Source organism: Streptacidiphilus fuscans, from assembly GCF_015690355.1.
In the GTDB taxonomy this organism is placed as follows: domain Bacteria; phylum Actinomycetota; class Actinomycetes; order Streptomycetales; family Streptomycetaceae; genus Streptacidiphilus; species Streptacidiphilus fuscans.
This window is the reverse complement of sequence record NZ_JADPRT010000002.1, coordinates 534033-546615: the sequence shown is the minus strand read 5'-3', so window position 1 is coordinate 546615 and position 12583 is coordinate 534033. Positions and strand designations below refer to the sequence as shown.

Annotated in this window: 7 protein-coding genes; 5 read left to right on the top strand and 2 right to left on the bottom strand. The window is 73.6% G+C overall.

Features of this window, described 5'->3' with window-relative positions:
• The first annotated feature begins 124 nt into the window (after positions 1 to 124).
• From I2501_RS06110 to I2501_RS06100, 3 genes are all read left to right on the top strand, one after another.
• Complete coding sequence (locus I2501_RS06110; protein WP_196192770.1) at positions 125 to 3583, top strand: ATP-dependent helicase; 3459 nt, start codon at positions 125 to 127, stop codon at positions 3581 to 3583.
• 110 nt (positions 3584 to 3693) lie between these two features.
• Complete coding sequence (locus I2501_RS06105; RefSeq protein WP_196192769.1) at positions 3694 to 7068, top strand: ATP-dependent helicase; 3375 nt, start codon at positions 3694 to 3696, stop codon at positions 7066 to 7068.
• A 163-nt stretch (positions 7069 to 7231) separates the two neighbouring features.
• Positions 7232 to 8419: a PP2C family protein-serine/threonine phosphatase gene (locus I2501_RS06100; protein WP_196192768.1), complete on the top strand. Its 1188-nt coding sequence runs from the start codon at positions 7232 to 7234 to the stop codon at positions 8417 to 8419.
• Here the strand turns inward: I2501_RS06100 and I2501_RS06095 are convergent.
• Positions 8391 to 9392, bottom strand: a complete 1002-nt coding sequence (locus I2501_RS06095) for an endonuclease/exonuclease/phosphatase family protein (protein WP_328806231.1) — start codon at positions 9390 to 9392, stop codon at positions 8391 to 8393. The genes I2501_RS06100 and I2501_RS06095 overlap by 29 nt on opposite strands.
• A 184-nt stretch (positions 9393 to 9576) precedes the next feature.
• Here I2501_RS06095 and I2501_RS06090 point away from each other — a divergent pair, with 184 nt between their 5' ends.
• Together I2501_RS06090 and nudC are read left to right on the top strand one after the other, a co-directional pair.
• Positions 9577 to 11001 carry a dipeptidase gene (locus I2501_RS06090; RefSeq protein ID WP_196192767.1) on the top strand — a complete coding sequence of 475 codons (1425 nt, stop codon included), beginning with the start codon at positions 9577 to 9579 and terminating at the stop codon, positions 10999 to 11001.
• A 16-nt stretch (positions 11002 to 11017) separates the two neighbouring features.
• Positions 11018 to 12013, top strand: coding sequence for an NAD(+) diphosphatase (gene nudC / locus I2501_RS06085; protein WP_196192766.1), 996 nt, complete (start codon positions 11018 to 11020; stop codon positions 12011 to 12013).
• Positions 12014 to 12102: 89 nt separating this feature from the next.
• On the opposite strand, the gene I2501_RS06080 is transcribed toward nudC, so the two are convergent.
• Complete coding sequence (locus I2501_RS06080) at positions 12103 to 12564, bottom strand: ATP-binding protein (protein ID WP_196192765.1); 462 nt, start codon at positions 12562 to 12564, stop codon at positions 12103 to 12105.
• Positions 12565 to 12583 lie beyond the last annotated feature (19 nt).

Below are 12583 nucleotides of genomic sequence, written 5' to 3'. Positions count from 1 at the left end.
AGGCTCGCTACTGGACGGAGTGCGTGAGGCGCGCGCCGTTAAGTCGTGCGCCGTCCTGTCGCACGCCGTTCCGTCTGCACGCCGTTCCGTCGCACCGCCCGCTGTTCTCTCCTGGACCACGCTCATGACCACCTCTGTCCCCGCAGGCGCATACCGCCTGGTGCGCGAGCCCGTCGCGCCCGTGGTACCGCCTGTCCTGGACCGGTACCAACAGGCCGTGGTGGACCACCGGGGCGGTCCGCTGCTGGTGCTGGCCGGTCCGGGCACGGGCAAGACGACGACGTTGGTGGAGGCGGTCGCGGCCCGGATCGCCGAGGGCGTCCCGGCCGAGGAGATCCTGGTCCTGACCTTCAGCCGCAAGGCCGCGGTCGAGCTGCGGGACCGGATCACCGCGCGGGTCGGCGGCGCGGTCGCCGCGCAGGCGACGACCTTCCACTCCTTCTGCTACGCCCTGCTCCGCGCGCACCAGGAGCCCGACCTCTACGCGGAGCCGCTGCGGCTGCTCTCCGGCCCGGAGCAGGACGTCATGGTGCGCGAGCTGCTGGCCGGTGGCGCGGAGGACGCCCGCAGCGGACGCGCGGGCGGTCCCGCCTGGCCCGCGGAGCTGCGCGCCGCGCTGACCACGCGCGGCTTCGCCGACGAGGTCCGTGCGGTGCTGGCCCGCGCCCGCGAGCTGGGCCTCAACGACACGACGCTGGAGCGCTTCGCGGCCCAGGTCGGCCGTCCGGACTGGCGCGCGGCGGCCTCGTTCCTCGGCGAGTACCTGGACGTCCTCGACAATCAGGGCGTGCTCGACTACGCCGAGCTGGTCCACCGCGCCGTGCTGCTGGCCGAGGAACAGCGGGTGGGCGAGGAGTTGCGGCGAACCTTCCGGGTGGTCTTCGTCGACGAGTACCAGGACACCGACCCGTCGCAGGTGCGGTTGCTGCGGGCGCTCGCGGGCGACGGGCGGGAGCTGGTCGCGGTCGGCGACCCGGACCAGTCGATCTACGGCTTCCGCGGCGCGGACGTCAACGGCATCCTCGACTTCCCGCACGCGTTCCCGCAGGCCGACGGCTCGCCGGCGCCGGTTCAGGTGCTGCGCGTCTCGCGGCGCGCGGGCTCGCGGCTGCTCGCGTCGAGCCGGATGCTGGCGGAGCGGCTGCCGACGGGCCGTCTGCCCGCCGCCGCGCTGGCGGAGCACCGGGGGCTGCTGCCCTCCCGGGAGGGCGGGACGGTCGAGATTCTCACCTTTCCCACTCCTGGCGCCGAACTGGACAACATCGCCGACCTACTCCGTCGCGCGCACCTGGAGCAGGGCATGCCGTGGAGCGACATGGCGGTGCTGGTCCGCGCGGGCGGTCGCTCGCTTCCGTCGCTGCGCCGGGCGCTGACCTCGGCCGGTGTCCCGGTCGACATCGACGGCGACGACCTGCCGCTGCACGCCGAGCCCGCCGTGGCCCCGCTGCTCGCCGCGCTGCGTGTCTGCGCGGTCGGCGCGGTGCGTGCCCGCCGCCGCGCGGCGGGGCTGCCGCTGCCGGAGGATGCGCCTGAGGGGGACGCGCCGGCTGAGGACGCCGAGCCTGAGGACGCAGGTGCGGAAGCTCCGGCGCGGCCGGTGCCGGTCGACGACGACCCGTTGACCGCGGAGGTCGCCCGGAACCTGCTCACCGGCCCGCTCGGCGGGCTGGACGGTGCGGATCTGCGGCGGCTCGGCCGACTGCTGCGCGAGGAGGAGCGCGCCGAGCTGCGCGCGCTCCCGCCGGAGCGCCAACGCGCCGTCCGTGGCGCGGAGCTGCTGATCCGCGAGGCGCTGGCCGAGCCCGAGCGGCTGGTGCTGCTCGCCGGTCAACCCGCCCGCCGTGCGCGCGAGCTGGGCCTGCTGCTGCGCAAGGTGCGCGAACTGCTCCTCGGCGGAGCGAGCGCCGAGGAGGCGCTCTGGGCGCTCTGGGAGGCGAGTTCCTCCTGGCGCGAGCGCCTGGAACGCGGGGCGCTGCGCGGCGGCGCGGCCGGACGCAACGCCGACCGGGACCTGGACGCCCTCTGCGCCCTGTTCGAGACGGCCGCCCGTGCCGAGTCCCACGCCGAGGGCCCGCGCGGCGCGTTGAACTTCCTTGCCGAGCTGGAGCAGCAGGACATCGCCGCGGACACGCTCTCCGGCCGCCTGGTCCGCCCGGACGCGGTGCGACTGATGACCGCGCACCGCTCCAAGGGTCTGGAGTGGCCGCTGGTCGTCGTCGCCGGGGTGCAGCAGGGCCTCTGGCCGGACCTGCGGCGTCGTGGCTCGCTGCTGGAGGCCGACCGGATCGGGCCGGACGGACTGGCCGACCCGATGCCGTCCACGGCGCTTCTCGCCGAGGAGAGACGCCTCTTCTATGTCGCCGTCACCCGCGCCAAGGAGCGGCTGGTGGTCACCGCGGTGCAGGCCGCGGCCGAGGACGGTGACGAGCCGTCCCGCTTCCTGGGCGAGTTGTACCGGCAGCGTCCGGACGGCAGCCGGTACCCGGAGGTCCGGGTCGACGACATCGGCCACCGGCCGCGCCGCCCGCTGGCCGTCGCCGCGCTGGTCGCCGAGCTGCGCGCCACCACCGTCGACGCGGATGCCTCGCCGAGGCTGCGCGAGGCCGCAGCCGAGCGGCTGGCCCGGCTGGCCTCGCTGACGGACGACGACGGGTTGCCGCTGGTCCCGGCCGCGGACCCGCACCGCTGGTGGGGCATGGCCGACCCGACCGAGAACGACGTGCCGGTCCGTGATCCCGAGCGCCCGGTGGAGCTGTCCGGCAGCGCACTGGAGTCCGTCGACGCGTGCGCGCTCCAGTGGTTCCTGGGCCGTGAGGTCCGGGCGCAGGAGGCGTCGAGCGGGGCGCAGGGCTTCGGCAACGTCGTCCACGTCCTCGCCGAGGAGGTCGGCGCGGGCCGCACCCCGGCCGACCTGGACGTGCTGATGGCCCGGCTGGACCGGGTCTGGGACGCGCTCGCCTTCGACGCACCGTGGAAGTCCGAGCAGGAGAAGGGCGAGGCGCGCGCCGCGCTGGAACGGTTCCTGACCTGGCACGTCGCCGAGCGCGGCCGGGTCCCGGTGGCCACCGAGCAGCCCTTCGACGTCGAGCTCAAGGCCGGCCCGTACGCGGTCCGCATCCGCGGCACCATGGACCGGGTCGAGCAGGAGACGTCGACCGGTGCGGCGTACGTGGTCGACTTCAAGACCGGCCGCAGGACGGTGACCGGGGCGCAGGTGGAGGCCCACCCGCAGCTGGGCGTCTATCAACTCGCGGTCCGTGAGGGCGCGGTGGACGACGTCTTCGACCACGGCGGGGACGGCGGCGACGGCAGCGGCGGCGGCGACGGTGGGCGACCGGAGCCCGGCGGCGCGGAGCTGGTCCAGCTGCGCCAGCAGGCGTCCCGTACCGCTCCGGACGCGCCCAAGGTGCAGAGTCAGGCCTCGCTGACCGAGGGCGGCGAGTGGATCGAGGGCCTGCTGGTCGAGGCGGCTGACCGGATCGTCAACGAGCGCTTCGTGCCGACGACCGGCGACCAGTGCGGCCACTGCTCCTTCCACGGCAGCTGCTCGGCCCGGCCGGAGGGCCGCCAGGTCGTGGAGTGACCGGCGTCCTGGCGCGATGCGAACGGGCTGCGACGGATGCGAGCGGGATGTGAGGGAGTTCCCTTCCGTTTCGTCGGAATGTGTCAGTCGTCCCCGCTAGCGTGGAGCGCATGTCTGGACCCCTCTCCGGTCCCGAGGAGCTCAAGGAGCTGCTCGGGATCCCTTTCACCGCCGAGCAGCTGCGCGCGATCACCGCGCCGCTCGCTCCGGCGGTGATCGTCGCGGGCGCGGGGTCGGGCAAGACGACGGTGATGGCGGCGCGCGTCGTCTGGCTGGTCGGCACGGGGCAGGTCAGGCCGGACCAGGTGCTCGGGCTGACCTTCACCAACAAGGCCGCCGCCGAGCTGTCCGAGCGTGTCCGCAAGGCGCTGGCCCAGGCCGGGATCGGCCCCTCCGCCGAGCCGACCGAGCCTCCGTACGGGCCGGGCGGCCCCGACGTCGACGATCCGGGCGAGCCCGAGATCTCGACCTACCACGCCTTCGCCGGGCGGCTGCTCACCGACCACGGCCTGCGCATCGGCCTGGAGCCCGACGTCCGGCTGCTCGCCGACGCGACGAGGTTCCAGCTCGCCGCACGGGTGCTGCGCCAGGCGCCGGGCCCGTTCCCGGCGCTGACCGACGGCGTCTCCTCGCTGGTGGCCAAGCTGGTCAAGCTCGACGGCGAGCTCGCCGAGCATCTGGTCGAGCCGGAGCGGCTGGTGGGTTTCGACACGGCGCTGCTCGACGAGCTCGCCACGGTGAGGCTCAGCAACGAGGAACTGCGCAAGGTCCCCGCAGCGGCCATGGCCCGACGCGAGCTGACCGAGCTGGTCACCCGCTACCGCGCCCGCAAGCGCGAAGCCCGGCTGATGGACTTCGGCGACCAGATCGCCGCCTGTGCCCGGCTCGCGCAGACCCGCCCCGAGGTCGGCGCGCTGCTGCGTGAGCAGTACCGGGTCGTCCTGCTCGACGAGTACCAGGACACCTCCGTCGCCCAGCGGTTGCTGCTCTCCGGCCTCTTCGGCGACGGCACCGGACACCCCGTCACCGCCGTGGGCGACCCGTGCCAGGCCATCTACGGCTGGCGCGGTGCGTCCGTCGCCAACCTGGACGAGTTCCCGCGCCACTTCCGCCATGCCGACGACACCTCCGCCGCGCGCTACGCACTCAGCGAGAACCGCCGCTCGGGCGGGCGGCTGCTGGCCTTCGCCAACGAGCTCGCCGCTCCGCTCCGGGCCATGCACGAGGGCGTCGAGGCGCTGCGTCCCGCTCCCGGCGAGGAGCAGGCCGGGGGGCTGCGGTGCGCGCTGCTGGAGTCGCACCAGGCGGAGGTCGCCTGGCTCGCCGACTCCGTCGCGCACCTGGTCCGAACGGGCACGTCGCCGGGCCGGATCGCCGTGCTCTGCCGTGGCGGCCGGGAGCTCTTCCCCGATGTGCATGCCGCGTTGGTGGAGCGCGACGTGCCGGTCGAGGTGGTCGGCCTGTCCGGGCTGCTCCACCTGCCGGAGGTCGCCGACCTGGTCGCCACCTGCGAGGTGCTCCAGGACCCGACGGCCAACGCGGCGCTGGTGCGGTTGCTGATCGGTCCGCGTTGGCGGATCGGCCCGCGCGACCTGGCCCTGCTCGGCCGTCGTGCGCGGGACTTGGTCCGCGTCGCCTCCGCCGGGCCGGGGGAGCGGGACAAGCTCAGCGAGGCCGTGGCCGAGGCGGACCCGACGGAGATCGTCTCGCTGGCCGACGCACTGGAGTCCTTCCTCTACCCGGGCCAGGCCGGGGAGCCGGAGCTGCCCTTCTCCGAGCAGGCCGCGCTGCGCTTCGAACGGCTCGCGGCGGAGATCCGCGAGCTGCGTCGGGCGCTGGCCGAGCCGCTGATGGACGTGCTGCACCGGGTGCTCGCCGTCACCGGTCTGGAGGTCGAGCTCTCCGCCTCCCCGCACGCGCTGGCCGCCCGCCGCCGCGAGACGCTCTCGGCCTTCCTCGACATCGCCGCCGGCTTCGCCGACCTGGACGGCGACCCGTCGCTCGGCGCCTTCCTCGGCTTTCTGCGCACGGCTCAGGAGTACGACCGGGGCCTCGACAACACCTTGCCTGGTGGCGAGGACACCGTGAAGGTGCTGACCGCGCACAAGTCCAAGGGCCTGGAGTGGGACGTCGTGTTCGTCCCCGGCCTGGTCAAGGGCGCCTTCCCGAGCAATACCGGTCGGGAGAAGTGGACTTCGCGCCCCGAGGTGCTGCCGCACGCCCTGCGCGGCGACGCGGCCTCGCTGGCTGCCGATCCGCCGTGGACGGGCAAGGGACTGACCGCGTTCGACGCTGAGATGAAAAGCCACGCCGCCACGGAGGAGCTGCGCCTCGGGTATGTCGCCTTCACCCGGCCGCGTGCCCAGCTCTACGCCTCCGGTCACTGGTGGGGCCCGACACAGAAGCGCCAGCGCGGCCCGTCCCCGTTCCTGACCGCGCTGCGCGAGTTCGGCGAGGAGCGTCCCGGGTCCGGCGTCGAGATCGAGGCCTGGGCCGAGGCACCTGCTCCCGGCGTGGCCAACCCCGCGCTGGACACGGACGTCGAGCACGCCTGGCCGCTGCCACTGGACATCCCGGCCCAGCGGGCCCGCCGCGCGGCGGGGGAGCGGGTGCTGGCGGGGCCGCGGTGGGCGTGGTCGCCAACCGGCACGGTGGCTGCCGCCGAGGCCGAGGCCAAGGCAGGGGCAGGGTCCGAGTCCGAGCCCGACGTCGAGGCCCAGGCCGGACCGGTGAGCGAACTGCCGCCGGAGCCCCCGCTGGAGACCCCGGAGGAGCGACGTCTCGTCGCCTCCTGGGACCGGGACCTGGAGTTGCTCGCCGGTGAGCTGCGCCGCTCCCGCGGCCGGGTGCGCGATGTGCCGCTGCCGCGCTCGCTGTCCGCCTCCCAGCTGCTGCGCGTCGCCGCCGACCCGGCGGGTTTCGCGCGCGAGCTGGCCCGCCCGGTGCCGCGTCCGCCGCAGCCCGCCGCGCGGCGCGGCACGCGGTTCCACGCCTGGGTGGAGGCCCGGCTCGCGGTCGAGCCGCTGCTGCTCCTGGGCGAGGACGAACTGCCGGGCGCGGACGACGCGGAGATCGCCGACGAACGCGATCTCGCCCGACTCAAGGACGCGTTCCTGCGCAGCGAGTACGCCTCGCGCACCCCGGTCACGGTCGAGGCGCCGTTCCAGTTGATGCTGGCGGGGCGGGTGATCCGTGGACGTATCGATGCGGTCTACGCGACTGACGACGGTGGTTTCGAGGTGGTCGACTGGAAGACCAACCAGCGCGAGACGGCCGATCCGCTCCAGCTCGCCGTCTACCGGCTGGCCTGGGCCGAGCAGCAGGGCGTGCCTCTTGATCGTGTCGGCGCCGCGTTTCTGTATGTTCGAAGCGGCACTGTGGTGCGTCCTGATTCGTTTCCGGACCGCGAGGCCTTGGCCGCGTTGATCGGCGGCGTCGCCCCGACCGGGGACGGAGCCGCTGAAGACCTCACCAAGGATTCATGAAAGGACAGTGCAGTCTGTCCAATTCGCGCCTAATGTGGGGTCATTAACCAGTCAACTTCGATCCAACTTTGAACTAATTCGGCCGCGGGAGGGGGCACCCGTCCTCGGGCTGCCCGACTCGACACCCATCCTTCGTTGCACAGCGCCCGCAGGAGAGACGACGTTGACTGTCGCCGGAAGGTTCCGCCTCCACAGCCGCTGGGGTCGCGCGATTCTGCTGCTGCCGTTCGTCGGGGTGATCCTGGTCTTCATCCTCGACCGCGCCAGCAACAACCCCGACGTCACCTTCGAGCCCGCGCTCACCGCAGGCCCGGCGCTCGCGGCCGTGGTCAGCAACAGCCTCTGGTTCCCGCTGGCCGTCGGCGCGGTCACGGTGGGCGAGGCCTTCGGCATCGCCGCGGAGGACCGGACGCTGTCGCAGTCGGTCCACACCGCGTCCGTGCTGGCGATCATCCTGATCAGCGCGATCGGCGCGACCAGCGTGCTGCTGCGGAACCGCCAGGAGCGCGCCCTCGCCGACGCCCGGCTGGTCTCCGAGGTCGCCCAGCGGATCCTGCTCCGTTCCATCCCCGAGCGGATCGGCCCGGTCCGTGCCGCGGTCCACTACGCCGCGGCCGCCGCCCACGCCCGGATCGGCGGGGACCTCTACGAGGTGGTGCAGACCCGCTACGGGGTACGCGCGGTCATCGGTGACGTCCGCGGCAAGGGTCTGGCGGCGGTGGAGACGGCGGCGGCCATCCTGGGCGCGTTCCGCGAAGCCGCGCACCAGGAGCAGGCCTTGGACCGGGTCGCCTCCTGGCTCGCCGACAGCCTCGGTCGCGCGCTGCACGAGAACGGCGACGAACACGAGGGCAGCGAGGAGGAGTTCGTCACCCTGGTGCTGATCGGCGTCCGCGCCGACTCGGTGGTGGAGATCGTCAACTGCGGCCACCCCGCGCCGCTGCTGCTCCGCCGGGGCGCCCCGGTGCGCTTCCTCGACCCGCCCGCCAACGTCCCGCCACTGGGCGTCCTGGAGCCCGAGGACGTCGCCCCGCCGATCCTTCAGCTTCCGTTGCAGGCCGAGGACCGGCTGCTGCTCTACACCGACGGTGTGATCGAGGCGCGCAACAGCTGGGGCGTCTTCTACCCGCTGGCGGAGCGGGTTCCGGACTGCGCCAGTTCGGACGTTCCGTCCGAGGTGCTGGACCGTATCCACGAGGACGTCCGCAGGCACGTCGGCCACCAACTCGGCGACGACGCGGCGATGCTGCTGCTCCAGTACGCGCCCGTCCCCATGGCTGGCGCCCCGGTCGCGTCCCGCTCGGTGGTTCACCCGCGCGTGGTCAACGACCAGGCGACGCCGCAGGGGTGAAGCCCCGCGAGGTGGGGTCCGGGGAGCCGGCGAGACCGCCGAGCTGGAGGTCCACCACCAGCGGCCGGTGGTCCGACACCCCGGTCGCCGGGGTCGACACCGACGCCACCGCACTGCGCGGCACGCCCACCGCGAGCACATGGTCGAACTGCACCGCTGGTCGGTGAGCCGGGTAGGTGGGCGTCCGGGCCAGATCACGCCAGCCCTGGAGCCTGCGGCGCGGGCTGCTCGTCGCTCGGGGAGTCCGCCGCCGCACTCGGAGTCGGCTGCCGTCGACCACCGACGCGCCGCCCAGCACCGTGCGCGGCACCGGTCCGATCAGGTTGAAGTCGCCGAGCAGCAGGTAGGGCGCGGGCAGGTCGGAGATCCAGCGCCGCATGCCTGCCAGCTGGCCCATGTTCCAGCCGGGCACGAAGGACAGGTGCGCCGCCAGCACGGTGAACGGCCCGTTCGGCCCGTCCAGCACCGCCGCCAGCGCGGCACGTGGCTCGTCCGGGACAGGTGTCAGCCCGCGTCGCCCGGCCACCCGCAGCGGCAGCCCGAAGGGCGCGGCCGGAAACCGCCGGGCACGCCAGTGCAGCACCGGGAGCCGGGTCACCAGCGCGGTGCCGTAGGTGGGCTGGTCGCTGTCCCGCGCGGTGTCGTCGGGGCCGTAGACGCGCAGCGATGTCCCGCCCGGGGCGTGGACCCAGCCGGCGACCGGTGCCGGACGGCCCACCACCGCTGCGGCGAAGCGGTAGTCCGACGCGGCCATCGCCTTCGCCGCGACGGCGGCCTGGTCCACCAGGCCCGAGCGGGGCTGGTAGCGGTCGACCTCCTGCAGTGCGAGCACGTCCGCGTCGAGCCCCGCGACGGCCTCCGCGAGCGGGGCGCCGGGGTCGGCCCCGGAGTCGAGGTCGGGGAGCGGCCTGCCGTCCGGGGTCATGGCTTGGCCGTGCAGCAGATTGAAGGTCGCGACGCGCAACTGGCTCACGGCACGAACCTACGCCAGCGGGGCACCGCGCCGCGCTCACCTCGTCGAGCCGGTCCGGGTCCGCCCGAGCCGCTGCGGGCCCGCTCGGACGGTCGGGCGGAGCGATGGACGGACCGGTGGACGGGCAGGTCTCAGCCTTCGGGCGGTTCCCGGAGGGTGCGGGCTTCGAACTAGGGTGGGGGCCATGAGCACCACCGAAACACCGGACAGCGTCGTCCGCGCGTACATCGCCCAGCACCGCGCCGCCTTCCTCGACAATCTCGCGGACTGGCTGCGCATCCCCTCGGTCTCGGCCGACCCCGACCGCGAGGGCGAGGTGCGTCGCTCGGCGGACTGGCTCACGGCCAAGCTCAAGGAGACCGGCTTCCCGGTCGCCGAGGTGTGGGAGACGGCCGACGGCGGCCTCCCCGCCGTCTTCGCGGAGTGGCCGTCCGGGGACGCGGGCGCGCCGACCGTGCTCGTCTACGGCCACCACGACGTCCAGCCCGCCGCCCGTGAGGACGGCTGGGACACCGACCCGTTCGAGCCGACCGTCGTCGACGGCCGGATGTACGCGCGCGGCGCGGCGGACGACAAGGGCCAGGTCTTCTTCCACACCCTCGGCGTCCGGGCCCATCTGGCCGCGACCGGCCGGACCGCCCCCGCCGTCAACCTCAAGCTGCTGATCGAGGGCGAGGAGGAGTCGGGCTCGCCCAACTTCAGCGACCTGATCCGCCGTCACGCGGACCGCCTGGCAGCGGACGTCGTCGTGATCTCGGACACCGGGATGTGGGCCGCCGACACCCCGACCGTCTGCACCGGCATGCGCGGCCTCGCCGACGCGGAGATCAGCTTCTACGGCCCGGACACCGACATCCACTCCGGCTCCTTCGGGGGCGCGGTGCCCAACCCCGCCGACGAGGCCGCGCGCCTGGTGGCCGCGCTGCACGACGCGGACCGCAGGGTCGCCATCCCCGGCTTCTACGACGGCGTGATCGAGCTGACCGAGCGCGAGCGGGAGCTCTTCGCCGAGCTGCCCTTTGACGAGGACACCTGGCTCGGCGTCGCCAAGTCCCGTGCCACCCAGGGGGAGGCGGGCTTCTCCACGCTGGAGCGGATCTGGGCCCGCCCGACCGCCGAGGTCAACGGCATCTGGGGCGGCTACACCGGCCCCGGCGGCAAGACCATCGTCCCCGCCGAGGCCCACCTCAAGCTCTCCTTCCGGATGGTCGCCGGCCAGGACGCGGACAAAGTCCGTCAGGCGGTCGCCGACTGGGTCGCCACGCAGGTCACACCGGGCATCCGGCACGAGATCGAGTTCCGCGGCAGCACTCGCCCGTGCCTGACGCCGCTGGACCACCCCGCCCTGCAGTCGCTGGCCCGTTCGATGGGTCGCGCATTCGAGCAGAAGATCGGCTTCACCCGTGAGGGTGGATCCGGACCTGCGGCCGAGCTGCAGGACGTGCTCGGTGCGCCGGTGCTCTTCCTGGGCATCTCCATCCCGTCCGACGGATGGCACTCCATCAACGAGAAGGTCGAACTCGCCCTGCTCGACAAGGGCGTGGAGGCCGCCGCCTATCTGTGGGCCGACCTCGCCGCGCACTGGAACACCAGCAACGCCGCCAACTGACCAGGGGGGACGAACCGTGACGGTTCAGCAGCAGAAGTCGCAGCAGGAGAAGTCACCGCAGCAGGACCCGCACCAGCAGCCTCACCTCGACCGCCCGCTCCCGCTCTCGCACGCCGGCGTGGACCGTGCCGGCGAGCACCGGCTCGACGAGCCGTGGCTCGCCGCCGCCTGGAGCCACCCCAGCACGCGCGTGCTGGCGATAAGCGAGGGCAAGGCGTTCGTCGTCGACACGGAGCTGGGCACCGAGCTGGTGCTGCTGTCGACCTTCGACGCACCGGACGAGGGCGACCGCTACTTCCTGGGCTGTGACGACGACGGCGCGGCGTACTTCGCCGTCGCCTGCGCTCAGTTGCCCGGCCGCCTGGACGGGCCCGCGCGCCCGGCCGGCCTGCGCGAGGTAGGCGGCGTGCTCGGCGACCGCGACTCCGGCTTGCTGGTGCACGCGGTGGCGTTGGAGCACTGGCACCAGGCCAACCGCTTCTGCGCGCGGTGCGGGCACGCGACAGACGTCGCCGCGGCGGGCCACGTGCGCCGCTGCACGTCCTGCGCCCGTGAGCACTACCCGCGCACCGACCCGGCGGTGATCATGCTGGTCACCGACGACCAGGACCGCGCGCTGCTGGGACGTCAGGCGCTCTGGCCCGAGGGCCGGTACTCGACCCTGGCCGGGTTCGTGGAGCCGGGTGAGTCCCTGGAGCAGGCGGTGGCCCGCGAGGTCGCCGAGGAGGCGGGCGTCCGCGTGGACCTCGACTCCGTCGAGTACGTGGCCTCGCAGCCCTGGCCCTTTCCGTCCAGCTTGATGCTCGGCTTCATGGCCCGCGCGGACATGCGCGACGGCGGCGCGGACATCCGCGTCGACGGCGAGGAGTTGGACGAGGCCCGCTGGTTCACCCGCGAGGAGCTCCGCACCGGCATGCTGAACGGGACGACGTTCCCGCCCTCGGGCATCTCCATCGCCCGCCGCCTGGTCGAACTCTGGTACGGCGACCAGCTCCCGGACGTGAGCTGGTAGGGCCATCGGCCGAGCACCTCAAGACGAAGGGAAGTTGCACCTCGCGCCCCTGGGCAGTGCAACTTCCGCCCCCGCGCCCCCGCTTCGCTTCACGCGCTGGCTTCACTCGAAGGGTGGAAAGCCGTCACGGGTTCCGCCCGCGCCACACGCTGGTGCGGGTCGCACTGGTCGAGCTCCAGCACACAGGTGACCGTCTTGCCGGTCAGACGGACGATCACCTCCCAGCTCTTCGCCAGCAGTTCGACGATCTGCAGGCCGCGCCCGCCCTGCGCGTCCGGATCGGCGTCGCGGGTCGCGGGAAGCGACGTGCCCTCGTCGGTGACGGAGATCCGGAGGCCCGCCTCCGTCAGGGCGAGCGTCAGATCGACCGGGCCGCTGCCGTACCGCAGGGCGTTGGTGACCAGCTCGGAGACCACCATCTCGGCGCTGTCGACCAGTTCGCTCGCGCCCCAGGCCGCCAATGCCGTTCTGGTGATCCGGCGGGCGTGCCGCACGTTCCGCGGGTGCGGTGGGAAGGAGGCGATAGCCGCCCAGGCTCTCCGGTCGTTCATCGTTCGTGCCTCCGGGGCA

Coding starts and splice junctions, on each gene's coding strand:
- I2501_RS06105 (WP_196192769.1), top strand. CDS start 3,694: ATGTCTGGACCCCTCTCCGGTCCCGAGGAGCTCAAGGAGCTGCTCGGG.
- I2501_RS06080 (WP_196192765.1), bottom strand. CDS start 12,564: ATGAACGACCGGAGAGCCTGGGCGGCTATCGCCTCCTTCCCACCGCAC.
- I2501_RS06090 (WP_196192767.1), top strand. CDS start 9,577: ATGAGCACCACCGAAACACCGGACAGCGTCGTCCGCGCGTACATCGCC.
- I2501_RS06110 (WP_196192770.1), top strand. CDS start 125: ATGACCACCTCTGTCCCCGCAGGCGCATACCGCCTGGTGCGCGAGCCC.